Here is a 26,709-nt window from a genome sequence, read left to right as displayed (position 1 = left end):
GCGTCTCTTTGTCGTTTTATTCGTCTTCAGTCGTCACATCGTCCAGAGCCAGCTCATCAGCACTGAGCAGGTGGTCCAGATCCAGCATAACGATCATGCGTTCGTTTACAGTTGCCAGGCCGGCTATGAAATCCGGTCGGATCGCAGTGTCCAGGCGTGGGGCCGGACGGATCTGGTCAGCGCTGATGTGATAGGTTTCGGCCACCGCATCCACTACCAGACCGATAACGCGCTCCTGATCCTCCTGCATGGCACGTACCACCACCACCACGGTGGTGGGCCCGTACGGCAGCGTCGGGAAGCCAAAGCGTTCACGCAGGTCGACAACGGGAACGATGGCACCGCGCAGGTTAAGCACACCCTTGATGTAGGACGGGCTGGCCGGCAAGCGGGTCACCGGTGTCCAGCCTCGCACTTCCTGCACGCGCAGGATGTCGACGCCGTATTCTTCCTCGTCCAGCATGAAGCTCAGGTACTGTTCGCCGCTGAGCAGTTCTCCGGATGTGTGTTCGCTTGCCATGTCAGGCTTGTGCCTCTTGTTGTTCGTTTTTCTGTCGTGCGATCAGTGCCGTATCGGCGTCCACATTGCGGCTGATCAGGCCGGCAATATCCAGAATCAGGGCCACGCTGCCGTCACCCAGAATGGTAGCACCGGAGAGCCCCTGCACCCTGCGATAGTTCTGCTCCAGGCTTTTGATGACGGTTTGTTGTTGCCCCATCAGCTCGTCGACGACCAGGCCGGCTTTCTGACCGCCGCTTTCCACTACCACGACGATACAGCCCGGCTGCAACGGTTGTTCTTGCGCCAGACCAAAAGCACTGGTCAGGCGGAGCAATGGCAGGTACTCATCGCGGAAGTGCAGCAGACAGCGGTTCCCGGCCAGCGATACCAGCATGGCTTGTGTCGCCTGCAGGGTTTCCACGATGGAGATTAACGGGATCACGTAGGGGTCCTGATCCAGCCGCACCAGCTGGCCATCCATGATGGCCAGAGTCAGAGGCAGACGGATGGTGAAACAGGAACCCACTCCGGGGTTAGAGAGCAGTTCGATACTGCCGCCCAGGGATTCGATATTGCGCCGTACCACATCCATGCCGACACCACGGCCCGAGAGGTCACTGACCTGCTCGGCAGTCGAAAAGCCGGGCAGGAATATGAGTTCGTCGACTTCCTGATCGGACAGCTGTGCCTGAGCGTCGATCAGGCCTCGTTCAATGGCCTTGCTGCGGATACGATCGCGGTTGAGCCCGCGGCCATCATCGCGAATTTCAATCAGGATGCTGCCTCCCTGTTGAAAGGCTGTAAGCCAGAGATGGCCGGTCGCGCTTTTGCCGGCGGCCTGACGCTCTTCAGGGCCTTCCAGGCCGTGATCCAGTCCGTTGCGAACCAGGTGCACCAGCGGGTCGCCGATCTTCTCCAGTACGGTCTTGTCCAGCTCGGTGTGCTCACCCTCCAGGTGCAGCTCAACCTGCTTGCCCAGCTGCTGACTGACGTCGTGGACCAGACGTGGAAACCGGTTGAACACGAAGCTGATAGGCAGCATGCGAATACGCATGACGTCTTCCTGCAGCTCGCGGGTGTTGCGCTCCAGCTGTAGCAGACCCTTTTGCAGCTCCTCCAGCGCCGGATGTTCCAGTTCTTCCAGCGCCTGGCTGACTTCCAGCAGCATGGCCTGGGTAATCACAAGTTCGCCAACACGGTCGACCAGTGAATCGACCTTGCCGGTATCGACACGGATGGAGGATTCCCGCGCCGCGGGCTTGGCTTTTGCTGTTGCAGCAGGACGTGGAGCTGGCGCTGCCTGGGGGGCGGGTGAGGGTTCTGCTGCGCTTGGCTCGGCGGCAGTCTCAGGGACTGCTTCGATGGTCTCTTCTTCAGGCTCAGGAGCGGCTGGGGTAAGCGGCTGGATCTCCAGTTCGACCTCATCCTCTACCCATTCGAACACTTCGCGAATGGCGGCTTCGTCACACTCGCTGTAAAGCGTCAGAGACCAGTCCAAATAAAGTGCTGACGGGTCGAGAAGGGCCAGGTCGGGCAAACGCTCGAAATGGGCCTGAACGTCCAGACGGCCCAGATCTGCCAGAGAGGCGAACAGCAATAGCGGGTCGTTGCCGGTGTGCAGCAGATCTTCGCTGGGGTGTAGACGGATCTGCCAACCTTGAGCTGTATCGGTCGCGGAAGAGAGATCATCGGCGCCGCCGCGAGATACCTCCAGCTCGATATCATCCTCCACCCATTCAAACACTTCGCGGATATCGGCTTCGCTGCAATCGGCGTCCAGCTGTAGCTGCCACTGCAGGTAAAGCTGCTCAGGGTCCAGTTCTGACAGTGCCGGCAGCGTATCTTGCAATACCTGAACCCTTAAGGGGCCCAGGTCTGCCAGTGCCTGAAACAGGAATAAGGGGTCGTTGCCGGTAGCGAGCAGGCTCGGGTCAGCCTTGAAGCTGATCTGCCAGATGGCTGAGCCGGTGTTGAGGTCGTCTGCTTGCGTCGCTGATGGCGCTGTATCCTGCACCGAAGGCTCTTTAGTCTGCGCTGAGGGCTCGTCACCCGAATCTGAGGCGGCAGGTGATGAGTCGGTCTGCGCCTGTGCCAGTGCACTTGCCAGGGCCTGTGCCTCGGGGGGCAGTGCGTTATCACCGCCGGCGGCACGGTCGAGCAGGTCGCGAATTATATCCACGGATTGCAGCAACAGCTGGGTGCGTGCCGAGGTGACTTCAACGCTGCCGTTGCGCATGGCATCCAGCAGGGTTTCCGCTTCGTGGGTGAACTCGGCCACTCCGGTGAAACCAAAGGTGCCGGCACCGCCTTTAATGGAGTGGGCGGCGCGGAACACTTCGTTGATGGTCTCGTTATCACCGGGGGCTAATGCCAGCAGCGAAGTCTCCATGACCTGGAGACCCTCGTCACTTTCTTCCAGAAAACCCGGGATAAATTGCGACAGGTCGACACTCATCTAAAGACTCCAGTGGGTGTCAACGGATGACGCGCTTGATCGTGCTGAGCAGAGTATCCGGGTTGAATGGTTTAACCAGCCATCCGGTGGCGCCCGCGGCCTTGCCGCGTTGCTTCATCTCGGCTGAGCTTTCGGTGGTCAGGATCAGGATGGGTGTGAACTTGAAGGCAGGCTTCTTGCGCAGTTCTCCGCAGAGGGTTACGCCATCCATCTGTGGCATGTTGACATCGGTCAGCACCAGATTGTAATTGCCGGCATCAGCCTTGGTCAGTGCTTCCTGACCATTGGCGGCTTCGGTTACCTGGTGTCCCTCTTTCTTGAGTGTAAAAGCAACCATGCTGCGCAGGGAAGCGGAGTCGTCGACAACGAGAATGTGGGCCATGTCATTTCCTCATGCAGGTTCGAGATTCAGCGGCTCCGTGACACCGAGAACCTTGGCAAAATCTTGGAGTTCGGACGAAGTCGACTCCCAGTTAATTGTGCTTCCCTGCTTTTCAGCTTCGACGGCTACCGCCAGCAGCAGTTGCAGGCCGGCAGTATCGATATCCTTTAATGGACTTGCATCCAGCGATGGCAGTCCTCCGTTCGCAAGCAGCGCCACAAAGCGCTCTTTCCATTCGGCGACATTCTGTATAACAAGTGAATTGGGCAACTGAAGTGTGGAATCAGCCATTGGGAAACCCCTGAAAGCGAACTGTAGTTAATCAAAGCATGTCTCTATGGATGTCGCAATGATGACATTTGAGACTTTAGTTCAGGTTTTGCCGTTCACTTCACTCTAGCCGAGAATTTCGATTCTGTCATAAGAAAGTTACAGCTGTGCTTAGGGGGAGCCCCGATCCTGGCTGCCACTATAGTTGCGGAAGGCGGGTGCCGGATTGATGCGGCGCAAACAACAGACGAAAGGCCCCCTGTTTGCGCACATATCACGCAGGTAAGGGACTTTGCTGGCCGTTGTGTTGATGAGTAAAGCAGGCAAACTCCTCCGCCGGCAAAGGCTTGCTGAGATAAAACCCCTGCATTTCATGACAGCCCAGGTCACGCAGGAAGTCCATCTCTTCTTTTTGCTCAACCCCTTCTGCGATCACTTTCATATCCATACTGGCAGCAATGCCCAGAATTGCCTTAACGATGCCCTGGTCCGCAGTGCTGTTAAGCAGGTTGCAGATAAAGACACGGTCGATCTTGATGTAGTCCACAGCAAATTTCTGCATGTACTCAAGCGACGAATAGCCTGTACCGAAGTCATCGATGGCGATGCTGCAGCCCAGTGCCTTGAGAGACTTCACCATGCCCATGGCATTGCCCGGGTTATCCATGGCGCTGCTTTCGGTGATCTCGATATCCATGGACTCGGCGGCGACCCCGGCCGCAGCCAACATGCGCTCGAGACGATTGGCGAAATAGGTATCATTGAACTGTCGAGCCGACATGTTGAAGCCTAGACGCAGCTGCAGGCCCTCGGCTTGCCAGCGTGCCTGCTGTCTCACGGCCTCTTCCGCTACCCAGCTGCCCAGGTTGTGAATCAGCTCCATCTCTTCAACCAGCGGGATGAACTCACCCGGGGACACCAGCCCCATAACGGGGTGACGCCAGCGGATCAGTGCCTCGGCACCAATGATGCGGTTTGTGGCCAGCTCCAGTTGCGGTTGATAGAACAGCTCGAATTCATCCCGTGAGATGGCGTGCCTGAGTTCGGTTTCCAGGTACAGCTGGCGCGCATAGTCCTGCTGACAGCTCTGGTCAAATACCTGATAGCAGCTGCCGCCACGCCGTTTGGCGACCAGGCGTGCCTGCAGGGAGGCACTGAGCAGTGCATGCGCGTTGTTACCATGTTCGGGGCTAACCGATACCCCCACACTGGTTTCGATAAACACGGGCTGACCCGCCAGCTCATAGGGTTCGCTCAGGCGTTTCTGCATGGCTGAGAGCCATTCGTGCAGTTCGTCTTCTCCTTCAAGTTCTTCCACCAGAATGCCGAATTCGTCACCGCCCAGCCGTGCCAGAGAGTAGAAGCCGTGGGTTAGCGCATGCAGCCTTAGTGAAAACAGCTGCAGCAGGTTATCGCCTTCATCCTGCCCGAACGAATCATTGATCATGTGGAAACGATCGATGTCGATGGTGATCACGGCACAACGCTGCTGCTGTGCCAGGCTGTCATCAAGCAGGCGGAAAAACTGGGTACGGTTGACCAGGTGAGTCAGGGTATCGTGCGAGCGCTGGAACTCGACCGTCGCCTTGGCCTGGTAACTGTCGGTAACATCCTGAAGTACCACCAGTACCTGCTTGTCACGGGTGCTGCGCGCCATGGCTCTGACATGAAAGTTGCCGGCGTCGGTGGAGAATGCATGTTCAAAGACCGCTTTCTTCAGCTGCCCGCTTGCGACCTGATCAAGCTGGATGCTGATGTCGGTCCTGTCCTGAGGTGGCAACATGCTGAGGTAGGTGGACAGGCCTGTACCGTCAATGCTCTTTGGCAGCTCGAACAGATTCAGCAGACCGGATGACCAGTGAATGCGGTTGAAGGTCGGGCACCATTCAAAATAGCCAAGGCGCGCGATTTCCTGAGCCTCGGACTGGATGATCTGGATGCGCTCCAGATCGACCCTGAGCGCATGGGTGCGCAGCGAGTAGCGCACACGGCGAATCAGCAGGGGCCAGTTGATCGGTTTGGTAATAAAGTCAGTAGCGCCTTTGGCGAAGGCGCTATCGATGGAGGATACATCCTCAATGCCGGTGAGCATGATGATCGGGACTCTGGTATCCCTTGCACGAATGGCTTCACAGACCTCGAAACCGCTGATGCCGGGCATGATGACATCCAGCAGAATCAGGCTGGGCATCTGCTCGGCAATGGCATCCAGTGCCTGCTCGCCATTGCTGGCCTGGAGTACCTCGTATCCTTCCTTGCTCAGGAGCTTGACCAGTGTCAGGCGCGTGGCGACATCGTCGTCGACAACCAGAATACGTTCAACAGGGGCTTCAGCGCGCATTTCGGTAGGCATCAACTCTCCAGAGCCTCATTTTCAGTATCAGTATAGGTGGCCAGTGCCTGGGTCAAGCGTTCGGTGGCCTGTACCAGTTGTGACACGCCGGTTTCCAGCTCGGCTATAGCGCCTGTTTTGGCGCCTGCTTCAAGCTTGCGTGCCCGTTCGGAGACTTCAAGGCCCCCCACGTTGGCAGCGCTGCTTTTCAATGTGTGGCTTGCCATGAACAAAGCTTCCCTGTCCACATGCTCCAGTGCCTGCCTCAGCTGTGTAATCAGAGGCGGCAGCTGCTCCATGAAGGGCACAATAATGGTGTCAATTTCCCCATCCAGCAGCACATTCAGTTCATCCAGCGTCTGCTGATGCAAGATTGTATAGCCGGTATCGGTTGTGACCGCTGTGGCCGTATTGTTAGCCGGGTGCTCGGGTTCCGTGAAAGAAGAGTGGGCTGGCTCTTTCGCTGCGTGCTCGAGCAGCAGCTGATAGAGCGCTTCGGGCCGGAAGGGCTTGCCGATCTTGCCATCCATGCCAGCTGCCCGGCAGTCGGACAGGTTTTGCTCCGAACTGAAAGCCGTCATGGCAATGATCGGTGTGCTGTCACAGCCCTGCACCCCTTCCCACTGGCGTATGGCCCGAGTGGCTTCAAGACCATCCATCACCGGCATCTGGCAATCCATCAAAACCAGGTCAAAGGGTTGCTGGCAGAACCGCTCAAGGGCTTCGGCACCATGCTCGGCCGATACGACAGTACAGCCGAATTTCTCCAGATGGGCAGAGGCCACCTGGCGATTCACCTGATTGTCTTCCGCCAGCAGAATGCGAAGGCCTCCCGGCGTGGCTGAGTGTTCACCTGATGCGGGGGCGCTTGCGGGCGTTTGAGCAGGGCCCAGGAGCACCTGTTCCAGCGCATCATGCAGCTCACGACGGCCAATGGGCTTGGGCAGCAGGCGGTCGAAACCGGCCAATCGGGCTTTATCCCTCAGGCCGCGGCCAGTGTAAGAGGTGATCAACAACAGCTTGAGGTCGCCAAGTTGCGCATTGGAATGTATCTGTCGGGCCAGCTCCACACCATCCATATCCGGCATCATCATATCGCTGAGAACACAGTCGAATGCCTTGCCCTGCTCGGCTGCCTGTTCCAGTTTGGCCAGTGCGTTGACGCCACTGTCGGCGCTTTGATGATAGATGCCCCAGGCATCGCAGAAGCGTTGCAGAATAACCCTGTTGGTGACCTTGTCATCCACAATCAGCGCACGCAGGCCGCGCAAGTCTTCGTTGGGGACGAAAAGTGCCTCGGGTTCCAGGGCTGGTTTCAGGTGCGCTGTAAAGTGGAAGGTACTGCCCTGACCCAGCGTCGATTCCAGCCAGATCTGGCCACCCATGCGGGTCGCAATCCTTCGGCTCAGCGTCAGGCCCAGACCGGTGCCGCCATAACGCCGGGTGGTGGAGCCATCCGCCTGGGTAAAACCTTCGAAAATCCGTTCCTGGGCGTCTGCGGCTATGCCGATACCGGTATCGCGAATACCGATGTGCAAACGCCAGCTCTGATCGGCTTCCTGAGTAACATCGGCTGCCAGTGTGATCTCACCCTGTTCGGTAAATTTGATGGCATTTCCCAGCAGGTTGGTGATGACCTGGCGTAACCGGGTCGGGTCGCCATTGGCATACTCGGGCACGCTGTCATCGATCAGGGCTGCAATTTCGAGCCCTTTGCCCTGCGCCTGGGGCGCAAAGAGTTTGGTGGTTTCTTCCAGGGTTTCACGCAGGTTGAAATCCAGGTGTTCCAGCTCCATCTTGCCGGCCTCGACCTTGGACAGATCGAGAATGCTGTTGAGCAGCGCGAGCAGGGTTTGGCCGGAACTGTTGGCAATGCGGATATAGTCTTTCTGCTCTGGCGGCAGGTCGGCATCCAGTACCAGCTCCAGCATGCCCAGAATGCCGTTCATGGGCGTGCGTATCTCATGGCTCATGTTGGCCAGGAATTCGGATTTGGCCTGGGTGCTTTGCAGCGCTTCCTGGCGTGCCTGCACCAGTTGTGATTCATACTGCTTGCGCAGGGTGATATCACGAAAGATGGTAATGGAACCGGTGTCTTCTTCATTAACCCTGAGCTGGGCGCTGGTAACCTGGATCGGCACCAGTTCATGGTCACTAAAGCGGCGGAAATATTCATCCTCGCTGGAATATACCTGGCCCCTGGCTGTGGTGGTGCGGATGGGGCACTGTTCGATTGGCACCGGTTTGCCATCATCGCCGTAATGGACATGGAAGAGGTCGTGGGCGATCTGGCCCAGGGCTTCCTCTTCACTGATACCGAGGGTGCGTTGAGCGGCGGTGTTGATGAAGGTGATACGCCCTCTGTTGTCCTGTACAAACAGGCCTTCCGCCATGCGTTCAGTGATTGCCTGCAGCTTGTTGCGCTCGTTGAGAGTACTGCGCGCACTCTGTTCCTTGCGGTAAAACAGCAGGGCCAGGCCGGCCAGCATAACCACCAGCAATAACTGTAACCAGCGGCCTCGGAAATACAGCGCTTCGATTTCGGGCACCTGGGTGGCGGTAATGATGTAGGCCCGTGTTGCACCGGACAGGTCGGGCACAGGCAAGAACAGAACAGCGTAGAGCGTCCCGGCAATATCGTGCGTCATGCCGAAAGGTTCGCCTGAGCTCATGCCACCACGAATGTCGCCATGGTGGTCGCTGAGTGCCTGTTCCAGTGCTGTCTGGATCGGGAGCCTGGGCGCGGGATGGCCCATACGTGCCCCGGTATCTTCAACTACGAAATCTTCATTCAGCGCCAGGGGAAAGTAGATCGACTGCTGGCTCGGGCTCAGTTTTGCAAATACGGTGTCACGCTCGAGCGCAAAAATGAAAAAGTCGTTTTCCACCAGCGCATCCAGTTCCTGCTCAAGCGTGCTGAAGGGTACGCCCAACTCCACGCTTCCCAGGTGCTGCTCGCCGTCAAACAGGGGGTAAACGAAACGGAAGCCATGAAACAGGCGGCCCATCTCAAAACTTTCTACCGCTGTTTGCTCGGTATTGGCCAGTTTGACTGAGGGGCGGATATCAAAGAGCTCGTCATCGTAATTCAGCGGGCTGTGAAAGCGCAGCAGGGTTTTGCCCTCTGCAGTATGAAAATGAAACTGACGAAACCCCTGTTGTTGCAGGCTGAGGTACAGCGGGTGAAGCTGGCGAAACAGCAGACCCCTGGCGATATCTCGGGCGTCACCACTGGATTCGGTCACCCTGCGTATCAATGAGGTGACTGCTGGCTGGTTGATGTGTTCTGCAAACAGGGTATTCGCCAGGCGCTCCTGGGCTCTCAGCGTGGCTGTGTAGGCGACGTGTTCGTTGCTCAGTCGAACCTCGAGTTGCTCAACCTGTTCGTCTTCCAGCAGCATTTCGGTTACGGCAAGCCCCAGTATGCTGGCCAGAAGAAAGCCACTGATGGAAAGTGCGGCAAGGTGTTTAGTCATGCGTGTGCACCTCGCTCAGCAGATCAGCCCTGATCTGCTGCCACTGTTCGGCGATGAGATCGTAGGGTGACAGTTCAACAGGTGTCGCGCCGTAACGCAGGTTGTTACTCCAGCTCTGGACGGTGCGGCGGTCTGTTTCGCTGCTTAAGGGTTGCAATGCCAGCAAGCGGCTGCGAATTCTGTCCGCTGTCTCGGTAGGGAGCGTGTGGCGGTTGGCGACCAGCAGGAAACCGGGTACCGGTGCGGTTTGATCGATCACGCGCAGTCCCAGATGTTGGTAGCGTTGGGCAATCCGGGTTTTCATGCTACCCAGGTCAAACTGTCCCAGAATCACCTTCAATGCAACTTGCTCATGGTTACCGGTAAAAGAGTATCGGATATCGGTATCTTCCAGGCTTTTGCCCAGGCGGCTGAAATAGGTCTCCATGGCCAGATAGCCGCAGGTAGAAAGGGGCTGCGTCAGGGCAACCTTGCGGGATGAGTTGTGGTGTTCAGGTGGGCCAAGAAACTTGACGATGGCGCAGGTGTATTGGCTGTTGCCCTGTTGGTCCAACAGCTGTACCAGTGGCTCAACCGCATCGCTTTGCTGGCGTAATACCACATAGGGCAGCGGCCCCAGATAGGCCAGATCGACCTCGCCTGCCGTGAATGCGTCCAGCAAGTCCTGGTAGCTGGCGAAATAGCTCAGTTCAAAGGCTTCACCCGTCTCCTGTTCCAGATAGCTCAAAAAGGGCAGGTAGGTGCGTGTCATCTGCGCCTCGCTGGCCATGGGGATGGGAGCAAAACGGTAGGGGCGCTGTTGAGATGGCTGCGCGTCGGCCGGTAATGCACAGAGATAGATGGTGAAGCTGAAGCAGCTGAGCAGGTGTCGCATCACAGGTCCCCGAGCATGGTGAAGGGCTTGAAACGAAAAGGGTATTGCGCGCTTCTGCCTTATATTAGTGCATTATGGAAAAGCGTGGGCTTATTTATTGCTGTATTTTATATACTATGCGACATTTGTGCAAAATAAAGTGTATCTGTTTTGCACCATATGTGAGTTTCATTCTGTTGGTTGTTCTATTGCTGCTTCGAAGACATCAGGTGTAAAGGGCGTTTTGGGCGGGAGTGGAAGGTTGCGTAGAAACAGAAAAGCCCCGCTTACGCGAGGCTCTTGTGACGTTTTGGTGTTTGGTGGTGGAATCGAACGGGGCCGCCTTCGGTCACCGATATGGGGACTTTCAATTTTTTAGTTAGATTTTGCTTGTCTATTTTTCAATCACTTACGGCGCTTTATCCATTGCAATGCCTTTTAGCAATATGATTGAGTGCAGTGACCGAGCTGAGAAGTGTCACGGCTTTGGCACATGCTCTAGAAAATAGGCCAAGTCATACTCTAGGGTCTGCTTGTAGCGGTAAAGCCATGTTGACTGCCCGTTCCGAGTCTCTTCTTTGAGCTCCAGGTATTGCGACGCTTCTATCCTGTTTTTGAGATTGCTGATCTTAGTAACGCCAAGCTCATCGTAAACCTTAGATACCTTCTCCGGTGGTAGCCCACGCAATAGTTTTCCTGCGGTGGCTAGTGGCATCCAACCATCATCTCTTCGAGTAAGCTCGCAGAGCTCGCGCATCAAACCTTCAAATTTAGTTTCATCGGATGGGACTCCGTCGACAAAGAACTGCTGGTATCTTTGAGATGACAGGACACGGGATTGAATTTTCCTTGCCTCATCAACAGCTTTGAGTTGGCGTTGTAGCTTGTCTATTTCGGGTAGGAATCGTTCATGTTGCTCATCAAGGTAGCTTTCGATTTGCTTATACGCTGTTGGTTTAAAATCAAACTTGTGAAATAGGTGGTGAACGAGCTCGTTTCTAGCCTCTACCAGAGAGGCATGTAGCTCCTTTTGCTTCTCTTGGTAGAGTGAATCCTCTCCCGATAAAGTTATGCGGATTCTAAAGTAGAGCGAACCAGGATACTCATCTTCGTCTTCTGAGACGCTCTCCTCCCCATAAACAGTTTGTGCAAGCTCACTCGTCACGTACCCCAGAGTTTTGTTATGGACACGGGCTTTCCGCATCTCACGACACTCTAAAAGCTGTTCAGCTGGGCCTGAGATGTCGCTTTCTATGAGCAGTACTTTAAAGAGCCTTTCGAATTCCTGAAACATCAGCAAGTTGCGGCCAACTTTACGCTGTATCTCATGTACTGCGGCTTGGGCTTGGTCGTCGTCTTCTGGCATCGTTTAATTTGTTGCTTACAGTTGGAAAGGCTTTTGAAAACGGTAATGAGTTTTTTATTGTAATGCCAGCATTGAATTTCCGGCTGGAAAAGTGGTGAGCAGGCTACTCCTCACTGATCAACCGTTTGCGGTGTCGAGCACCAAGGCGAGTCGTTTACTACTAGCCTATATCCAGCTCTGCTGGGGCTTCGGACAAAACGCTAGCACAGCAGTACCACGATCAATTGAAGCATGCAGCTTGGCGTGTACACATGCTGGAGGAGAAGCTCCGGCACACCCGGCAGGAAGCTGTGGTGCGGTGGCTTGCCGATACGAAAGAAAAAGCGGACCACTCCAAGGACATTGGCAAACTGAAGTGGTTGGGCGAACACCTGGGCGATAAGCACCTCGATCAGATCGACCGTGACCTTATCGATACTATTGGACGCCTGAAACGGGATGAGTCCAGCCCTTCAACGGCCAATCCCTAGTTAGGGCAATTCTGCGGATGGCGCGGGATGAGTGGGACTGGATCGACCGGGTACCGCATTTTCAACTGTATCGTGAGCCACAAAAGCGTGTGCGTTGGCTCAAACCCAAGGAAGCGGAGTAGTTGTTGGCCGAACTGCCTCCCCATTTGAAAGCGATGACGGCATTTTCACTGGCGACCGGACTGCGGCAACGGAATGTCAGTTATCTGCGGTGGGATTAGGTGGATCTGGAACGAGCGGGTGTTATCGATTTTCGCTGGCATGATCTCAGGCACATCTGGGCGTTAAGGCATGTGCAGTCTGTACGAGTTGATGGAGTTGGGAAGTTGGTCGTCGTTAGACATGGTGCTGCGTTACGCGCAGCATATGGCGGGAGAGTGCTGAAAGCGGCGGCGGGACAACATGTTGAAGGCACATTATCGGCACACGACAGATACAAAAAAGCCCCGCTTGCGCGAGGCTCTTTTGTGAAATTTTGGTGCCCGGAGGCGGAATCGAACCACCGACACGGGGATTTTCAATCCCCTGCTCTACCGACTGAGCTATCCGGGCAACGGGGGCGTATTAAACCGGAAAGCCTCTGATCGGTCAAGCAATAATTTAAAATTATTTTCCCGGCGGTACGTAACCGTCAGCTTTGTCGTACTCTTCGCCCGACAGGAACTTCTCCATCTCCTGCTGCAGGTACTTGCGGCTTTCCGGATCCATCAGGCTCAGGTGCTTCTCGTTGATCAGCATGGTCTGATGGTCGGTCCACTCCTGCCAGGCTTTCTTGGATACATTGTCGAAGATGCTCTGGCCCAGTTCGCCGGGATACGGCGGACGCTCCAGGCCTTCCAGTTCCTGTTTGTATTTACGGCAGAAAACGGTGCGTGTCATGTCGATCTCCGGTGTCAGCTGGCGTAGCGCTCAAGCAGTCGCTTGACCGGGGCTGCCAGACCAATATTTGCAGGTTGGTCCACGTTATACCAGAGTGCCGGCGCACCTTCCATGACAGAGTTTGTAGGGCTTTTCAGCGTCACTCGGGCGGGGGTGATGTCCAGATGGTAGTGACTGAAGGTGTGGCGCAGCGGCTCCAGCACTTCAGTGGCATCAGCCTCCAGCTCTACACCCAGGGTTGCAGGGGCATCGCGCAGATCAGCCACTTCCGGCAGGCTCCAGAGCCCGCCCCAGATGCCGCTGGGTGGACGCTGATGCAGTAGCACTTCACCGGCGTCGTTGTGGATCATCAGCATGAGCGTCTGTTTGACCGGCAGGGTTTTTTTCGGTCGTGGTGACGGCAGTTTGTCGGTCAGGCTCAGTGCTTTGGCTTCACAATGCGACTGCAGTGGACATAGCAGGCAGCTGGGCTTGCTGCGGGTGCAAAGGGTTGCGCCCAGGTCCATCATTGCCTGGGTGTAGTCGCCCACGCGCTGGTGCGGAGTGTTGCGTTCGGCGTAGCCCCACAGCTCCTTCATCACGGCAGGCGAGCCGGGCCAGCCTTCGATGGCGTAGAAACGCGCCAGCACTCGCTTGACGTTGCCATCCAGAATGGCGGCGCGGTTGCCGGTGGAGATGGAAACGATGGCACCGGCAGTGGAGCGGCCTATACCGGGCAGAGCTTCCATGTCGTCTACTGTGGTCGGGAACTCGCCGCCCAGCTCGCGGCTGACGATGCGCGCGGTCTTGTGCAGGTTGCGTGCACGGGCGTAATAGCCCAGCCCGGTCCAGAGGTGCAGTACTTCGTCCTGCTCGGCATCGGCCAGGTCATGCACGCTAGGAAAACGTTCGATAAAGCGCTCGAAATAGGGAATGACCGTTTTTACCTGGGTTTGCTGCAGCATGATCTCGGAGATCCAGGTGAAGTAGGCAGTCTTTTCCGCTTGCCAGGGCAAGTCATGGCGGCCGTGCCGGTCATACCATTCCAGTACGGCAGTATGAAACTGATCAGGTGTCATTGTCCGAACAACCCCTTCAGCAGCTTGCCGGCGCCCTCTTCGCCCAGCTTCTCTTTCAGTTTGTCTTCCAGTTCTTCGTTCACTTTTTCTTCTACCTTGCGTTTGGCTTCGGCCTTGAGGATATCGGTGATGAAACGGGTATCCAGGCGGCAGAGCTTGGCAGGTTCATCGTAGAAGCTGCCTTTACAGTCAACGGGGACCTCCAGTCCTTCCAGACGGTTGTTGACCGAGCAGCTCTCGTTGAACAGGTTGTTCTCCACGGTTGCCCCGACGCGATAATCCAGCGTCTGCTGAGGCAGATTGACACTGCCCTTGCCCGCTACGCTGATGGCATCCAGCTTGGCGCTCAAGTCCTGGTTGCTGACTACACCGTTGCGGATAGCGAAGCTGGCGCTCATATCGGCGAAGGGCGTGGATTTGTCCACCTGTTCGGCATCCACCCAGAGGGCGGAGACATTATTGATGCCCTGACACAGGGACTGGGCCGCATCGATACCGTTAATCACACCTTCTGCCATTTGAATACGAGCGTTGCCGTTGAGGGAGTTCACCCAGGCGTGGATAGATTGGCCGCTCATGCTCAGATCGGTGCTGGCGCTGAATTTGCCGGCCAGGGTGTCGTTATTGGCCAGGGTTTGCAGAGCGTCACCCATCTCCAGGTTGGTGAGCTGCTTGTTGACGCTCACTTTCAGCGGGGCCTTGCGGGCATCGATACGGGCACTGGCCTTGGCCTGCCCGGAAAATACCTTGGCGTTGAAACGGGTCAGCTGGATCAGGCCGGCATCGGCACTCAGGCTCAGTCCCGGCTGGCCCAGCTCGATGCCATTGACGGTGAGGCTGTCCATATCCAGGACGGCATTCAGGTTGAGCGCGCGCAGGGGCTCCAGCGGCACGATTTCATCCTTGGGCCACTCCTGGGGTGTCTTGTTGGCCGGGGTGCTCTCTTCGCTCTGCTTCGGAGTGTTTTCAGCAGTTGCCTTGGGTGGCAGGTAATGATCAACGTTCAGGTCGTTGCCTTTCAACTTGAGCCCAATGGCCTGAGTCGCCAGTGCCAGACTGGCTTCGCCGTCCAGTTGAGTGTCATCGAGCTTCAGCGTCAGTGGCTTGAGACTGATCGCGTCGGCGGTGCCGTTAATGCTGGCGCTGAACGACAGATCGGTCAGTGCCTTGTCGCTGGCGGTTTCGGGCACTGCCTGTCCCAGTTTTTCCAGCAGCTGCTTCAGATTGATGCTGTTGCTGCTGATCTGGCCGGTGATCTGCGGCTGACTGAAGTTTTCCACATTGAGTTCGCCATCGATCTGGACCGGGTCCGACTCGATTTTCAGGTCGTGTATGGCCAGCTGTTGTTCGTTGAGGCGAACGTCCAGCTTACTGGCCGCCAAAGCTGCTTGCAGCTCGGCAGGCAGACTTGCGCCCTGCAGCAGTTGAATGCGGGTGCTGAGGTCTGATAGCTGGTAATGCTGATTGTCCAGGTCCAGCAGAACAACGGTATCCAGCTCGGCCTGAGTGCTCAGCTGCAACTGATCATTGGCAAACTGGCGCAGGGCAAAGGACAGTTCCAGTGGAATGGCCTGTTCGGTGCTGATGCGACCGGTGGTCAGGTTCAGCTCGGCAAGCTCAGAACGCGTGCCGCTGCCTTCATCGGTGAAACTCAGGGCGGCATTACGTACCTCAATGGCTTCGATGTTCAGGGTCAGCGGGGTGGATTCGGTGGCACTGCCGGTCGAGGTGTCAGATGCGCTCTTACTGGCGGATTCAGTGTTGCTGGTTGCCGTTGGCTGCCAGTTATTGCTGCCGTCGGCCTTCTGTACCAGGTTCAGGCTGAGGCCATCCAGCACCAGCCGGTTCATCTGCAACTCCTGCTGCAGCAGTGCAGGGATACTCAGGGAAACTTCTACACGCTGCAGGCGGCCGACCTGAGGTTGTTCAGGGTAGCCCACGCCAACCGCGTTCAGTTCAAGTGCCAGCCAGGGGAAAAAGGACCAGCCGATATCACCGTCCAGTTCCAGCTCGACACCAGCGTTATCCAGCGCCGCCTGGCGGATATCATCCTTGTAGTCATTGGGATCGATCACCATTGCCAGCACCGTCAATGCGACGCCTACCAGTACTACCAGCCCCAGCAGCAGGCCAAAAATCCACTTGAATGCTTTCATGACGAGGTCCCGTTGTTTCCCTGCATATTAGACACCGGCAGTATAGCGGATCTGCCTTGCCGATTGGCATGGGTGGATGAGCCTGCCGTTACGGTGCCGTTGGATGTATAATGAGCGCTTTCGGAAACCCCAGGCGGAGAGAAAAATGGCCGAGCGCAAAGCCCAGGTAACCCGCAATACGTTGGAAACGCAGATTACCGTAGCGGTTAACCTTGATGGCACCGGACAGCTGGACGTGGATACCGGTGTCCCCTTTCTTGATCACATGCTGGATCAGATCGCCCGACATGGCCTGATCGATCTGGAGATCAGCGCGATCGGCGACCTGCATATCGATGACCACCACACGGTTGAAGACATCGGCATCACGCTGGGTCAGGCCTTCAAGCAGGCCGTGGGCGACAAGAAAGGCATCTTCCGTTACGGCCACGCCTACGTGCCGCTGGATGAAGCCCTGTCCCGTGTTGTTATCGACTTCTCCGGCCGTCCGGGCCTGGAAATGGATGTGGAATTCACCCGTGGCCGCGTTGGCAGCTTCGATGTGGACCTCTTCTCCGAGTTTTTCCATGGCTTCGTCAACCACGCGATGGTGACCCTGCACATCGACAACCTGAAGGGCAAAAACACCCATCACCAGGCTGAAACCATCTTCAAGGCCTTTGGTCGCGCATTGCGCATGGCGCTGGAAGTCGATCCGCGTGGCAAGGGCATGATGCCGTCTACCAAAGGGTGTCTCTAAGCGATGAGCAGTATTGCAGTAATTGACTATGGCATGGGCAACCTGCACTCCGTTGCCAAGGCGCTGGAGCATGTACAGCCCGGTGTAGAAGTCCGTGTGACGGCTGACCCTGAACAGGTGCGCACGGCTGACCGTGTGTTGCTGCCCGGTGTTGGCGCCATCCGTGATTGCATGGCTGAAATTCGACGTCTGGGTGTGGATGCTGAGGTGCGCGAAGCGATCGCCTCCGGCAAGCCGTTTCTGGGTATCTGTGTTGGCTATCAGGCACTGATGCAGTTCTCCGAGGAGAACAACGGCGTCGATTGTCTGGGTGAATTTGAGGGTCGCGTCAATTTCTTTGGCGATGATCTCAAGGATGCCGATGGCGAGCGTCTGAAAGTGCCCCACATGGGCTGGAACCAGGTGTACCAGACGCAGGATCATCCGCTCTGGGCCAATATCGAAGACGGCAGCCGCTTCTACTTCGTGCACAGCTATTACGTGAAAGCGCAGCAGAACGACCTGGTCGCCGCGACTTGCAACTATGGCGTGGACTTCGACGTGGCCATCGCCCGCGATAACGTCTTTGCGGTGCAGTTCCACCCGGAGAAAAGCCAAAAGGTAGGCCTGCAACTGTTGCAGAATTTCCTTAACTGGAATGGCCAGCCTTGAGCTAAACATTCGCCCGACAATTTTTAGAGACTGATTCCGGATTCAACCCTTATGCTGATTATTCCCGCGATTGACCTCAAAGATGGTGCCTGTGTCCGCCTGCGTCAGGGCCGCATGGACGACTCCACTGTATTCTCCGATAACCCGGTTGAGATGGCCGCCAAATGGGTCGAGGCCGGTTGCCGTCGTCTGCATCTGGTTGACCTCAACGGTGCCTTCGCCGGCGAGCCGGTAAATGGCGAGATCGTTAAGAAAATTGCCGAAGCCTACCCGGATCTGCCGATTCAGATCGGTGGCGGTATCCGCTCGGCCGAAATCATCCAGGCATACCTGGATGCAGGTGTTGAGTACGTCATCATCGGCACCAAGGCGGTGAAAGAGCCGGACTTCGTTACCGAAATGTGTAAGCAGTTCCCAGGCCACATCATTGTAGGTCTGGACGCACAGGACGGTTACGTGGCGATTGATGGCTGGGCGGAAATCACCGACGTTAAAGCGGTGGACCTGGCCAAGCGCTTCAAGAACGATGGCGTCAGCGCCATTGTCTATACCGATATCAGCCGTGACGGCATGATGCAGGGTGTGAACGTGGATGCCACGGTTGAGCTGGCTCGTGAAGCGGGTATCCCGGTGATCGCATCTGGTGGCGTGACCAACATCGACGATATCAAGGCGCTGGCTGAAGTGGCGGATCAGGGCATTCTGGGCGCCATCACCGGCCGTGCCATCTATGAAGGTACGCTGGATGTGGCTGAAGCTCAGACCCTGAGCGACGAGCTGACCGCCAAGTAAGAGGACCGGATATGGCTCTGGCAAAACGCATTATTCCCTGCCTCGACGTGGAAAACGGCCGAGTGGTGAAAGGGGTGAAGTTCCTCGACATCCGCGACGCCGGCGACCCGGTGGAAGTGGCCAAGCGCTACGATGAGCAGGGTGCCGACGAGATCACCTTCCTCGATATCACCGCGACCCACGAAGGCCGTGACACCATGGTACATACCGTGGAGAAGATGGCGTCACAGGTGTTTATCCCGCTGACCGTTGGCGGTGGTATCCGTACCTGTGAAGACATCCGCACCATGCTCAATGCCGGTGCCGATAAGGTATCGATCAACAGCGCGGCGGTGAAAAATCCTGACTTCGTGCGCGAAGCAGCGGAAAGATTTGGCAGCCAATGTATCGTTGTAGCGATCGATGCCAAGAAGGTCAGTCAGCCGGGCGAGCCGGACAAGTGGGAGATCTTCACCCATGGTGGTCGCAAGCCGACCGGCCTGGATGCGGTTGAGTGGGCGAAAAAGATGGTCGAGCTGGGTGCCGGTGAAATCCTGCTCACCTCCATGGACCAGGATGGCGTCAAAAGCGGCTATGATATCGGCGTCACCCGCGCCATCAGCGAAGCCGTGCACGTACCGGTCATCGCATCCGGTGGTGTGGGCAACCTGGATCACCTGGTGGAAGGCTGTATAGAAGGCAAGGCGGATGCGGTGCTGGCAGCATCGATCTTCCACTTCAACGAGTACAGCATTCCGCAGGCGAAAGAGTACATGCGCGAACGCGGGATTGAAGTCCGTCTTTGAGTAATCAGGCTATTTGAAAAACGTTATCGAGGCCGCCGAGGCAAGGCAAAAACAGGCGAGAAAGCGCAGTTTAGTGAACTAAATGAGCATTTTGAGCCTGTTTTTAACGATGTCCTCGGTAACGCAGATAGTTTTTCATTAGCCTGTGTTAAAACTCGTAGCTTAACCCCACTTCATACTTCATCTTGTCCTCATCGGGACCGTTCAGGTCGCGCTCCACCTTGAACTCAAATTCGAAGCCGGGCATCGGCGTTTCGTATTCCAGCTGCACGCGGGCCTGCCAGCGCTCCTCGTCTTCCCATTCCCAGCGGTGAGTGTCGCTGTCACGTTCCGCCTTGTTTTCCCGTTGCCAGGTAGGGCCAAACGTCATTTCCCAGCCATCCACAGGCGGAATCCAATTGAGCCAGAGACTGGCTTCGTACTGCAGCTCCTGCTCGGCATCTTCTTCACGTTCACGGGCCGAGTCATACCATTGCTGGTAGCGTTCGTGCTTTACCTCCAGCCGGGGCGTTAAAAACAGGCTGCTGACAGGCGTCATGTATTCGCCCTGCAAGCGCAGGCGTGTTTCGTAACCGGCGCCGCGGCCAGCTCTGGGTTTGGCATCTTCTGCCAGACTGGTGGCCTTGTATTCAATATCAAACAGGCGGTCATGATAGCCCTGTATCCGCCAATGATAGCCCCCCAGTGCGCGGCCAATTTCCCAGTCAAAGCCCAGTCCGATAATCGGGGTGTTTTGCCATTCGGTCCGGCTTTTGTCTTTTTTCAGTGAACCATCCTCGCGGTACTCCTTTTTGGTATCGCGGGTGCGCTCATATTGCATGCCCAGGCGGGCTTGCCACTCCAGACGTTCATTGACCGGCTGGTTCAGCAGGAACAGGGTTTTGCTTTCGTATTTTTCCTTGCGCCGATAATCGCGCTCGTCGAACTCGCCATCGTCGTACTTGATGGTGTTGCTGGATGGGGAGCGGTTGTACTCCAGGTCCGTCTTGAGCTCCAGGTCCATGGCCTGTGCCAGCATGGGCAGGCACAGGCTAAGAAGTGGCAGTGTGTACTTCATCGGTTGTTTCCAATAGGGCTTTCAGGTCGTTATAGGGCATGGGGCGGTAAAGGCCGAATCCCTGGCCATAACGGCTGCCGAGGCGGCGGTAACATTCCAGCTGGGAGTCAGTTTCGATGCCTTCCGCTACCACCTGCAGTTGCATGGACTCGGCCAGTGTCAGTACGGTTGCCACCAGTGAATTACTGCTGTCCGGCTTGAGATCACGGGTAAAACTGCGATCTATCTTGAGGCCGTCAATGGGGAGCTGGTGCAGGTAGCTCAGCGAGGAATACCCGGTACCAAAATCATCAATCCAGATATTCATGCCGGCATCCTTCCACTGCTTGAGTGTCTGGCGACAGTCATCCAGATGGCGAATCATGCTGGTCTCGGTCAGTTCTATGCTCAGGCAGTAGTCCGGTACCTGCTCACGCTGTTTCAGGTCGGTGAGGAAGTCGCGGGTACTTTCCTGGTGCAGGGCTGCGCCGGAGATATTGATCGAGATGGCAAACCCCGGTTTCAGGGCCTGCAAGGTCATCAGATCACGTACGGCCTGCTGGGCCACCCACTGGGTGACGGGTTCGATCAGGTCGGAGTCTTCTATAACAGGAATAAACAGGCCGGGCGGGATCAGGCCCCGTTCGGGGTGATTCCAGCGCAGCAGGGCTTCAGCGGCACGGATGCGGTTGGTGCTCAAGTCGACCACCGGCTGGTATTCCAGGTGGAAATGGCCCTGGTCCAGTGCGGTGCGCACCCCCTGAATGGTTTCGATACGTTGTTGCAGCTGGTGGTTCATCTGCATGGAGAAGAAGGCGTACTGGTTACGCCCGCTTTGCTTGGCCGCATACATGGCGATATCAGCATGCTTGAGAATCTCGCTGCTGCTGTTGCCGTCGTCCGGATAGATGGTGATGCCGATGCTGCTGGAGATGTTGAAGTAACGGCCATCGATCAGGAAAGGCTCATCCAGTGTCTGGGCAATACGTCGCGCCAGCTCTGATAACTGCTCGGTGTGCTGGAGGTCCGGGTACAGCGTTACGAATTCGTCGCCACCCAGGCGTGCCAGCAACGGCTCTTCGGTATCGGGCGCGGAGATATCCATCTCCATCAGCAGGTTACGCAGACGTGCGGCTGCCTCGAATAGCAGCAGGTCGCCCATATCGTGACCCGCTGTGTCGTTGACTTCCTTGAAGTGGTCCAGATCAATGAAGACGACGCCCATGCGCTGCTGATTCTGTCGGCTTAGCTCCAGCAGGCGTTCCAGTGACTGCTGGAACCAGTGCCGGTTGGGCAGCTGTGTCAGGTTATCCAGATAGGCAAGCTGAGTGGTTTGGCGGTGGCTTTGCTCCAGACTCAGGCGCATCTGTTCCAGTGCCTTGCCGAGCAGGCCCAGTTCGCCGGACTGGGTGACACCAAAGCGTACGCTGCGGTCGCCTTCACCAAAGGCGATACTCTTCTCTGTCAGAGCCTGTAGCGGTGCAAACTGGTGGCGGCAGAAGCGGTACATGAACCAGATAGTCACGGCCAGAATCAGCAAGGCGATCAGAAACAGCTCATTGAAGGTGTTTTCTGAGGTGGCTTCCGCGCTGGCACCGATCACTTCGCCATGCCGGTCAAGTGCCGTCAGCGCCTGGGTGAAGTCCACGCCAAGTGCAAGGTAGCCCGAGCGCTGGCTGGAAGTCATCACCGGCTGCAACAGATGCAGGGTTCTGCCATGCCAGGCAAAGTGCAGGTCTGCTTCTGGTGACAGTGGAGTGAGCGATTTCATGGCGAGACCAAACTCGGGGATGGTCTCGCTGCCGTCGTGGATTAATCTTCCTTCACGGCTGAACAGGTAAGCGTACTCAAGGCTGCGGTGCTGGCGAACCAGCGATAGCTGTTTTTCGATAGCGCTGAGATCAAGATGATAGAGCGGAATGCTCAGATGAGAGCTCAGGGTTCGGGACAGGAGCTGGGCGTCCTGTTCCAGCTGTGCCCGCAGTGCCTCTGCCAACTGCTGTTTGCCCTGCTGAATGGTGTCTTCAGTGAAGCGATTCAGGCTGTGGTGCAGAGTCACCAGCATGATGGCGACCAGGATGCAGGCCAGCAGGGTAAACCCCAGCGTCAGCCGGTTAGCCAACGACGTCAGTAAGCGTACTTTCATGGCAGGATGCTCAGGTCCAGCTGCTGTAATAGCGTTGTGTGTTCCTGAGTAACCGGCGTCAGTCTCTCGGTCTGTTCATAGCGTGCCAACAGGTTTGCGTGCTCCTCAGGGCTCAGCGATAGCAGCGCCTTTTTGAGAGCCTGGCGCTCTTCACGCGAAAGTACTGAAGTTGCCAGTTCAAAAGCCCTTGGAAAAGCCGCTGAGCGGTGGATGATGCGCATGGCCTGCTTGGGGCTTTCAGGCAAACGCTGTGGGTGCTGCCAGTCGCCGTCGTTGAGGCTGCCGGCGGTGACGATCGATTTGTGGACCCAGAGCAGATTGTTACGTTCATTCCGGCTGAAAATATAGCCAACCTTGTCCGGCGCGACGCTACTGGTGGGGGTATCCAACTGTTGCAGGTTCAAGCCAGCCTGCTTCAGCGCGATTGCGGGCAGATAATAACTGCTGAACGAGTTCGGATGCTCAAAGGCAACACGCCGTCCTTGCAAATCCGCCAGGGTTTCTACCGGGCTATCCTTACGCACATAAATCAGGCTGCGATATTCTGCCTGGCCACGCTTCCACTTCAGCGCTACCGGGCTGGCCAACCCGGCCTGAACCAGTTTGGCGGATGTCAGTGCAGTCTCCGACACCCAATGCACCCGGCCCTGGCGGATGGCAGACATGAGAGACTCTATGTCCGGAAAGAGCTCGACATCAGCGCGATCATAGCCCTGGTGCGCCATCAAGGACTGGATGTGGTCGGCCATGGGTCTTAGTTGGCGGAAGTCTTTCTTGGGGCGGTCACTGATCTGGGCCAGCACCAGTGTCTTGGCTGATGCCGGCAGTGAGGACAACATCAGCCCAAGACAACAGAGCAGTGTAACCGTCGGGTGCAGCAGTAGGCGTGTCATCATGGCCGGTACGCTTGGAGTAGTCATTATCAGGTTGATCCTACTCGAGAGGCCCGCCTTATACCATAGTTCCAATAAACCGATGACCGCCGCCTTGATCTAGTCTGGCCTTATTCGGAGAAAGCGGGCAAAGCGAGGCTTGCCATGACGAGTCAGACCGTTATATCTGAAGGTGATTGTACTGCCGATCGGTGGCGGGTCGGCGCGTTCGGTATCGCTGAAGCCGGAACCTATTCTCAACCGGGTGCCATCCTCCAGCTCGACTTGAACTGAACCCAGCATACCGACATATTTACCCTTGCCTGGCAGGTGTGCCAGGACTTTGGCATCGGCATCCTGAAAGGGTTTGAGCTTGCGAATGTCAGCCGTACGCTGCACCTGATAGAGCGCGTTGGCGCGGTGCAGCATCAGCCCTTCGCCGCCTTTGGCCAGAACCTGCTGTAACCGAGCTTGCAAGGCCGCTTCATCAAGGCCCGAGTATTGCGGGACAAGCTTCAGGTTGAGCGGGACGGGATGACTCTTTAGCAACTGTTGCAAACGCTGCTGACGGCCGGTGAAGGTGTCGGGCCACTGGGGCAGATCAAACACCATAAAACGTACGTCGTGCCAGTCATCGGGTTGGGTATCGTAACGCTGAACCAGTCCGGACAGCCGGGAAAACTGGCCATATCCGATCCACAGTTCGCCTTCCAGATGCTGGCCTGGCCAACCATCCGTAAAACCGGGTGGGGTATGGATGGGGTAACCGCTGCGGGTCAGGAGTTGCTGACCGTTCCAGTAGGCGCGGACACCATCGAATTTTTCACTGACCAGCCAGTTGGCAAGATCTTCCGGTTGGCTGAGCTGGTCGCCAATCTCCATGCCGTGCATGAGAGTCAGTTCCGCGTCAGCCTGGGCAGGCACGGCCACCAGGCCAGCCAGTATCAGGGCAGGATATTTGAGCATTATTCTCTCCTTGAATGACAAACCGGTCGATCCGTGACCGGCGCATAACAAAAAGGGCTGCCGAAGCAGCCCTTTTTGGGTTCAGGCGATCATCATATTACTTCAGCATATGATCGATAGCGGCCTGGATTTCGTCGTCAGAACAGTCAGCGCAGGTACCGCGCGGCGGCATTGCGTTGAAACCGTTGATAGCGTGTGACAGCAGGGTCTCCATGCCTTTCTCGTCCAGACGCAGCTGCATTTCGTTGGTGCCGAACTTCGGTGCACCCAGAACGCCGCTGGCGTGGCAGGCAGCACACTTGCCAGTGTAGATCTCTTCACCGGAGCGAGCACCGCCGGAAGATGCCGGAGCCGCTGCAGCAGCGCCACCACAGCTGTCGTCGCCCTGAACACATACAGAACCTGCCGGTTTGATGCGTTCGATAATGGCTTCATCGGTAGCTGCCTGAACGGACGCAGTCAGCGCCATACCCAGACCGAATGCACAGAGTGCGGATGCAGCTTTGGCAGCAAATTTTTTCACAGTCACGACCTCATCACTTGAGTAAGTTGTCGGAGCAGTGATGCCTGGCTGAAGGCCTTGGAGTGCCTGTGGCTGGGACCTGATGCAGACATGACTGCGCTCTCAAAATCTGATCGGGGATTATACCGGCAAAAATGCCCGTACGGAAATTGCGCTAAAACAGCATTCGATCTTTATGTCGATTGCCGGCTGTAAAAGATACCATTTCAGGCGTTGAGCAACTCCCGAGCCGGATACCCAGGCTGTGTACGTACAGGTTCAGGCCAGGGTTCACCGGCGGTAACACCTGTTCAGTCGAGCGCTTTCTTGACCGCCTTTTTCACCTTAGGCTCCTTTTTATCGTCGATCTTGTCCTTCACTTTGCCGGCGACTTTTCCCTGTGGAGCCATGTCTTCAACCTTGTCCGTAGCCATATCCTTGGCGGCTTCCGCCGGTGTACAACGTCCGCCGACACCAATGGTCGATTTGGCCACCGCACTTTTGGCAGCCTTTTCGGCATTACAGTCAGGGTCAAGCAGGTCGGCACTTGCCGGTGCAGCCGTTAACGCAAGGGCCAACATCAAAGTCACTTTGTACATACTGTTCTCCTTAACAACGTTTACCGGGCTTTAGGCCCTGCTGGTGAACTGTGATCTGCTTAAAGCGGGGTAAAGGTTAGAGCAAAAACAATATGAGCAGCATAGCAGTTCGGGCCTGTCTGGCCAGCGCGGCTGGCCCCCTGGAGGGGCAATGACAGGACTATTACTGAGAACTTGCAAAGCGCTGCCGAACAGGTAACATTGCTGCCCGCAAACACTTCCATTGCGCGCCTGTAGCTCAGCTGGATAGAGTAGCAGGTTCCGATCCTGTTGGTCGGGGGTTCGAATCCCTCCAGGCGCGCCATTTTTATGCAAGTGCTTGTATATAATGGAATTTTACTTGAACTGAGTGTGGTTTTTTTACGAAATTTGCTTGCGTTCAAAAGGCTGATACAGTCATAATTTGGTCTTCAGTGCCGGTATAGCTCAGTTGGTAGAGCAACTGACTTGTAATCAGTAGGTCCCGAGTTCGACTCTTGGTGCCGGCACCATTTACAGGGTATTCCTCGATAGCTCAGTTGGTAGAGCAGTAGACTGTTAATCTATTGGTCGCTGGTTCGAGTCCAGCTCGAGGAGCCATCCTGATGCGGAGCGGTAGTTCAGTTGGTTAGAATACCTGCCTGTCACGCAGGGGGTCGCGGGTTCGAGTCCCGTCCGTTCCGCCACTTCATTTATCCCATATCCATGGGCTCGATTTGTTACCTCTCCCGGCTAAACGTGTTTCAACTGCCTCCTAACGCCTGATGCCAAGGGTTGATCTGCCGGCTGTAAAATAATCGAAATACTCCGACGTTAGGCTCAGGGTTTGCCTATTGCCTGACTTTCCTGGGAGATTTTGATGCGAGTACTCAAAACAGCCATTCTGGGCGGCCTTGTCGCTGCAATCACTGCCTGCACCACCGGTACCAAAACCGAACAGTCTGCTGCGCAGATGGACCTGAACAACGAAGACCTGTACGAAGTTCACCACGATGGCCGAGTACATGTATTCGATGATCTGGCCACCTACAAGCAGTATCTGGAAGTGGGTGAAACCTCCTTCCGCCAGACCTTTATCGGTGCTGGTCCCAAGGGTGAAACCCTGGTGTTCGGTGTTACCGGCGCGGACAAGAAAAAAACCTACGACAAAATTGCAGGCTATAACCTGTACCACGGCAACCTGAAGCCGGCGGAAGGGTTCTATGGCGAAATGCGCATGGAAGGCCGCATCTACATTTTCGATAGCCTGGCCGACATGGAAGCTGTCCGTGCCACCGGTGAAGCACCGCTACGTTTTACCCAGATCGGCGCGGGTCCCAAGGGTGAAACACTGGTGTACGTGCTGCGTAGCGACAACAAAAAGCAGAAGCCGGTTGAGCTGATGCAGGCGTTCAAACAGCACAACATGTAATGTGGTCTGGTCAGGTAGCCTGCTCGATGTAC

Annotated in this window: 23 protein-coding genes and 5 tRNA genes; 10 read left to right on the top strand and 18 right to left on the bottom strand. The window is 56.3% G+C overall.

Going from position 1 to position 26,709, the window contains the following annotated elements:
- Positions 1 to 16: 16 nt before the first annotated feature.
- The 8 genes from BW956_RS19370 to BW956_RS19335 all read right to left on the bottom strand — a co-directional run bounded on the left by BW956_RS19370 (position 17) and on the right by BW956_RS19335 (position 11,636).
- A complete protein-coding gene (locus BW956_RS19370) occupies positions 17 to 520 on the bottom strand; it encodes a chemotaxis protein CheW (RefSeq protein ID WP_010324424.1) in 504 nt (167 codons plus the stop codon).
- A gap of 1 nt (position 521) precedes the next feature.
- Positions 522 to 2,957, bottom strand: coding sequence for a chemotaxis protein CheA (locus BW956_RS19365; RefSeq protein ID WP_076465515.1), 2,436 nt, complete (start codon positions 2,955 to 2,957; stop codon positions 522 to 524).
- A 19-nt stretch (positions 2,958 to 2,976) separates the two neighbouring features.
- A complete protein-coding gene (locus tag BW956_RS19360) occupies positions 2,977 to 3,339 on the bottom strand; it encodes a response regulator (protein WP_010324422.1) in 363 nt (120 codons plus the stop codon).
- Positions 3,340 to 3,348: 9 nt separating this feature from the next.
- Positions 3,349 to 3,630, bottom strand: a complete 282-nt coding sequence (locus BW956_RS19355) for an STAS domain-containing protein (protein ID WP_076465512.1) — start codon at positions 3,628 to 3,630, stop codon at positions 3,349 to 3,351.
- Between the two features lie 253 nt (positions 3,631 to 3,883).
- Positions 3,884 to 5,962, bottom strand: a complete 2,079-nt coding sequence (locus BW956_RS19350) for a putative bifunctional diguanylate cyclase/phosphodiesterase (RefSeq protein WP_076465509.1) — start codon at positions 5,960 to 5,962, stop codon at positions 3,884 to 3,886.
- Positions 5,962 to 9,417, bottom strand: coding sequence for a response regulator (locus tag BW956_RS19345; protein WP_076465506.1), 3,456 nt, complete (start codon positions 9,415 to 9,417; stop codon positions 5,962 to 5,964). The genes BW956_RS19350 and BW956_RS19345 overlap by 1 nt, the downstream gene beginning before the upstream one ends.
- A complete protein-coding gene (locus BW956_RS19340; RefSeq protein WP_076465503.1) occupies positions 9,410 to 10,291 on the bottom strand; it encodes a PhnD/SsuA/transferrin family substrate-binding protein in 882 nt (293 codons plus the stop codon). Before BW956_RS19340 ends, BW956_RS19345 begins: the two co-directional genes overlap by 8 nt.
- A 457-nt stretch (positions 10,292 to 10,748) precedes the next feature.
- Positions 10,749 to 11,636, bottom strand: a complete 888-nt coding sequence (locus BW956_RS19335) for a hypothetical protein (RefSeq protein WP_076465500.1) — start codon at positions 11,634 to 11,636, stop codon at positions 10,749 to 10,751.
- Positions 11,637 to 11,929: 293 nt separating this feature from the next.
- Between BW956_RS19335 and BW956_RS22555 the strand changes: the two genes are divergently transcribed.
- Positions 11,930 to 12,106: a hypothetical protein gene (locus tag BW956_RS22555; RefSeq protein WP_217695154.1), complete on the top strand. Its 177-nt coding sequence runs from the start codon at positions 11,930 to 11,932 to the stop codon at positions 12,104 to 12,106.
- Between the two features lie 476 nt (positions 12,107 to 12,582).
- Here BW956_RS22555 and BW956_RS19325 read toward each other — a convergent pair.
- The 4 genes from BW956_RS19325 to BW956_RS19310 all read right to left on the bottom strand — a co-directional run bounded on the left by BW956_RS19325 (position 12,583) and on the right by BW956_RS19310 (position 16,199).
- Positions 12,583 to 12,658, bottom strand: a tRNA-Phe gene (locus BW956_RS19325).
- A gap of 54 nt (positions 12,659 to 12,712) precedes the next feature.
- On the bottom strand, positions 12,713 to 12,985 hold the full coding sequence (locus BW956_RS19320) for an oxidative damage protection protein (RefSeq protein WP_076465498.1): 273 nt from the start codon (positions 12,983 to 12,985) through the stop codon (positions 12,713 to 12,715).
- Between the two features lie 14 nt (positions 12,986 to 12,999).
- Positions 13,000 to 14,043, bottom strand: coding sequence for an A/G-specific adenine glycosylase (gene mutY, locus BW956_RS19315; RefSeq protein WP_076465495.1), 1,044 nt, complete (start codon positions 14,041 to 14,043; stop codon positions 13,000 to 13,002).
- Positions 14,040 to 16,199 carry an AsmA family protein gene (locus BW956_RS19310; RefSeq protein WP_076465492.1) on the bottom strand — a complete coding sequence of 720 codons (2,160 nt, stop codon included), beginning with the start codon at positions 16,197 to 16,199 and terminating at the stop codon, positions 14,040 to 14,042. Before BW956_RS19310 ends, mutY begins: the two co-directional genes overlap by 4 nt.
- A gap of 145 nt (positions 16,200 to 16,344) precedes the next feature.
- On the opposite strand from BW956_RS19310, the gene hisB reads away from it, so the two are divergent.
- The 4 genes from hisB to hisF are packed head-to-tail and all read left to right on the top strand — an operon-like array spanning position 16,345 to position 19,166.
- Positions 16,345 to 16,938, top strand: a complete 594-nt coding sequence (hisB, locus tag BW956_RS19305) for an imidazoleglycerol-phosphate dehydratase HisB (RefSeq protein WP_010324414.1) — start codon at positions 16,345 to 16,347, stop codon at positions 16,936 to 16,938.
- A 3-nt stretch (positions 16,939 to 16,941) separates the two neighbouring features.
- Entirely contained in the window at positions 16,942 to 17,589 is a 648-nt protein-coding gene (hisH, locus tag BW956_RS19300) for an imidazole glycerol phosphate synthase subunit HisH (protein WP_010324413.1), read from the top strand.
- A gap of 51 nt (positions 17,590 to 17,640) precedes the next feature.
- Positions 17,641 to 18,381 carry a 1-(5-phosphoribosyl)-5-[(5-phosphoribosylamino)methylideneamino]imidazole-4-carboxamide isomerase gene (gene hisA, locus BW956_RS19295; RefSeq protein ID WP_010324412.1) on the top strand — a complete coding sequence of 247 codons (741 nt, stop codon included), beginning with the start codon at positions 17,641 to 17,643 and terminating at the stop codon, positions 18,379 to 18,381.
- Between the two features lie 11 nt (positions 18,382 to 18,392).
- Entirely contained in the window at positions 18,393 to 19,166 is a 774-nt protein-coding gene (hisF, locus tag BW956_RS19290) for an imidazole glycerol phosphate synthase subunit HisF (protein ID WP_010324411.1), read from the top strand.
- Between the two features lie 148 nt (positions 19,167 to 19,314).
- Here the strand turns inward: hisF and BW956_RS19285 are convergent, their stop codons facing one another.
- From BW956_RS19285 to BW956_RS19260, 6 genes are all read right to left on the bottom strand, one after another.
- On the bottom strand, positions 19,315 to 20,223 hold the full coding sequence (locus BW956_RS19285) for a hypothetical protein (RefSeq protein ID WP_139327237.1): 909 nt from the start codon (positions 20,221 to 20,223) through the stop codon (positions 19,315 to 19,317).
- The gene (locus BW956_RS19280) at positions 20,198 to 22,348 is read right to left on the bottom strand and encodes a putative bifunctional diguanylate cyclase/phosphodiesterase (RefSeq protein ID WP_076465487.1); all 2,151 of its coding nucleotides are present in this window, start codon (positions 22,346 to 22,348) and stop codon (positions 20,198 to 20,200) included. The genes BW956_RS19285 and BW956_RS19280 overlap by 26 nt, the downstream gene beginning before the upstream one ends.
- Positions 22,345 to 23,268, bottom strand: a complete 924-nt coding sequence (locus tag BW956_RS19275) for a phosphate/phosphite/phosphonate ABC transporter substrate-binding protein (protein WP_083703160.1) — start codon at positions 23,266 to 23,268, stop codon at positions 22,345 to 22,347. The genes BW956_RS19280 and BW956_RS19275 overlap by 4 nt, the downstream gene beginning before the upstream one ends.
- Positions 23,269 to 23,340: 72 nt before the next feature.
- The gene (locus BW956_RS19270) at positions 23,341 to 24,186 is read right to left on the bottom strand and encodes a DNA ligase (RefSeq protein WP_076465481.1); all 846 of its coding nucleotides are present in this window, start codon (positions 24,184 to 24,186) and stop codon (positions 23,341 to 23,343) included.
- 97 nt (positions 24,187 to 24,283) lie between these two features.
- Positions 24,284 to 24,709: a c-type cytochrome gene (locus BW956_RS19265; protein ID WP_010324406.1), complete on the bottom strand. Its 426-nt coding sequence runs from the start codon at positions 24,707 to 24,709 to the stop codon at positions 24,284 to 24,286.
- A gap of 290 nt (positions 24,710 to 24,999) precedes the next feature.
- A complete protein-coding gene (locus tag BW956_RS19260) occupies positions 25,000 to 25,287 on the bottom strand; it encodes a hypothetical protein (protein WP_076465478.1) in 288 nt (95 codons plus the stop codon).
- A gap of 227 nt (positions 25,288 to 25,514) precedes the next feature.
- On the opposite strand from BW956_RS19260, the gene BW956_RS19255 reads away from it, so the two are divergent.
- From BW956_RS19255 to BW956_RS19235, 5 genes are all read left to right on the top strand, one after another.
- Positions 25,515 to 25,591 (top strand) — tRNA-Arg (locus BW956_RS19255).
- 111 nt (positions 25,592 to 25,702) lie between these two features.
- A tRNA-Thr gene (locus tag BW956_RS19250) sits at positions 25,703 to 25,778 on the top strand.
- A 12-nt stretch (positions 25,779 to 25,790) separates the two neighbouring features.
- A tRNA-Asn gene (locus tag BW956_RS19245) sits at positions 25,791 to 25,866 on the top strand.
- 9 nt (positions 25,867 to 25,875) lie between these two features.
- Positions 25,876 to 25,952: transfer RNA gene (locus BW956_RS19240), tRNA-Asp, on the top strand.
- Positions 25,953 to 26,125: 173 nt separating this feature from the next.
- Positions 26,126 to 26,677, top strand: coding sequence for a hypothetical protein (locus BW956_RS19235; protein WP_010324405.1), 552 nt, complete (start codon positions 26,126 to 26,128; stop codon positions 26,675 to 26,677).
- Positions 26,678 to 26,709 lie beyond the last annotated feature (32 nt).

This window comes from Marinobacterium stanieri, from assembly GCF_900155945.1.
In the GTDB taxonomy this organism is placed as follows: Bacteria; Pseudomonadota; Gammaproteobacteria; order Pseudomonadales; family Balneatricaceae; genus Marinobacterium; species Marinobacterium stanieri.
This window is presented reverse-complemented; position numbering and strand designations above follow the sequence as displayed.

Excerpts from the sequence above, each read along its gene's own strand:
- BW956_RS19370 (WP_010324424.1), bottom strand. The coding sequence starts at position 520 with ATGGCAAGCGAACACACATCCGGAGAACTGCTCAGCGGCGAACAGTAC.
- BW956_RS19365 (WP_076465515.1), bottom strand. The coding sequence starts at position 2,957 with ATGAGTGTCGACCTGTCGCAATTTATCCCGGGTTTTCTGGAAGAAAGT.
- BW956_RS19360 (WP_010324422.1), bottom strand. The coding sequence starts at position 3,339 with ATGGCCCACATTCTCGTTGTCGACGACTCCGCTTCCCTGCGCAGCATG.
- BW956_RS19355 (WP_076465512.1), bottom strand. The coding sequence starts at position 3,630 with ATGGCTGATTCCACACTTCAGTTGCCCAATTCACTTGTTATACAGAAT.
- BW956_RS19350 (WP_076465509.1), bottom strand. The coding sequence starts at position 5,962 with ATGCCTACCGAAATGCGCGCTGAAGCCCCTGTTGAACGTATTCTGGTT.
- BW956_RS19345 (WP_076465506.1), bottom strand. The coding sequence starts at position 9,417 with ATGACTAAACACCTTGCCGCACTTTCCATCAGTGGCTTTCTTCTGGCC.
- BW956_RS19340 (WP_076465503.1), bottom strand. The coding sequence starts at position 10,291 with ATGCGACACCTGCTCAGCTGCTTCAGCTTCACCATCTATCTCTGTGCA.
- BW956_RS19335 (WP_076465500.1), bottom strand. The coding sequence starts at position 11,636 with ATGCCAGAAGACGACGACCAAGCCCAAGCCGCAGTACATGAGATACAG.
- BW956_RS19320 (WP_076465498.1), bottom strand. The coding sequence starts at position 12,985 with ATGACACGCACCGTTTTCTGCCGTAAATACAAACAGGAACTGGAAGGC.
- mutY (WP_076465495.1), bottom strand. The coding sequence starts at position 14,043 with ATGACACCTGATCAGTTTCATACTGCCGTACTGGAATGGTATGACCGG.
- BW956_RS19310 (WP_076465492.1), bottom strand. The coding sequence starts at position 16,199 with ATGAAAGCATTCAAGTGGATTTTTGGCCTGCTGCTGGGGCTGGTAGTA.
- hisB (WP_010324414.1), top strand. The coding sequence starts at position 16,345 with ATGGCCGAGCGCAAAGCCCAGGTAACCCGCAATACGTTGGAAACGCAG.
- hisH (WP_010324413.1), top strand. The coding sequence starts at position 16,942 with ATGAGCAGTATTGCAGTAATTGACTATGGCATGGGCAACCTGCACTCC.
- hisA (WP_010324412.1), top strand. The coding sequence starts at position 17,641 with ATGCTGATTATTCCCGCGATTGACCTCAAAGATGGTGCCTGTGTCCGC.
- hisF (WP_010324411.1), top strand. The coding sequence starts at position 18,393 with ATGGCTCTGGCAAAACGCATTATTCCCTGCCTCGACGTGGAAAACGGC.
- BW956_RS19285 (WP_139327237.1), bottom strand. The coding sequence starts at position 20,223 with ATGAAGTACACACTGCCACTTCTTAGCCTGTGCCTGCCCATGCTGGCA.
- BW956_RS19280 (WP_076465487.1), bottom strand. The coding sequence starts at position 22,348 with ATGAAAGTACGCTTACTGACGTCGTTGGCTAACCGGCTGACGCTGGGG.
- BW956_RS19275 (WP_083703160.1), bottom strand. The coding sequence starts at position 23,268 with ATGACTACTCCAAGCGTACCGGCCATGATGACACGCCTACTGCTGCAC.
- BW956_RS19270 (WP_076465481.1), bottom strand. The coding sequence starts at position 24,186 with ATGCTCAAATATCCTGCCCTGATACTGGCTGGCCTGGTGGCCGTGCCT.
- BW956_RS19260 (WP_076465478.1), bottom strand. The coding sequence starts at position 25,287 with ATGTACAAAGTGACTTTGATGTTGGCCCTTGCGTTAACGGCTGCACCG.
- BW956_RS19235 (WP_010324405.1), top strand. The coding sequence starts at position 26,126 with ATGCGAGTACTCAAAACAGCCATTCTGGGCGGCCTTGTCGCTGCAATC.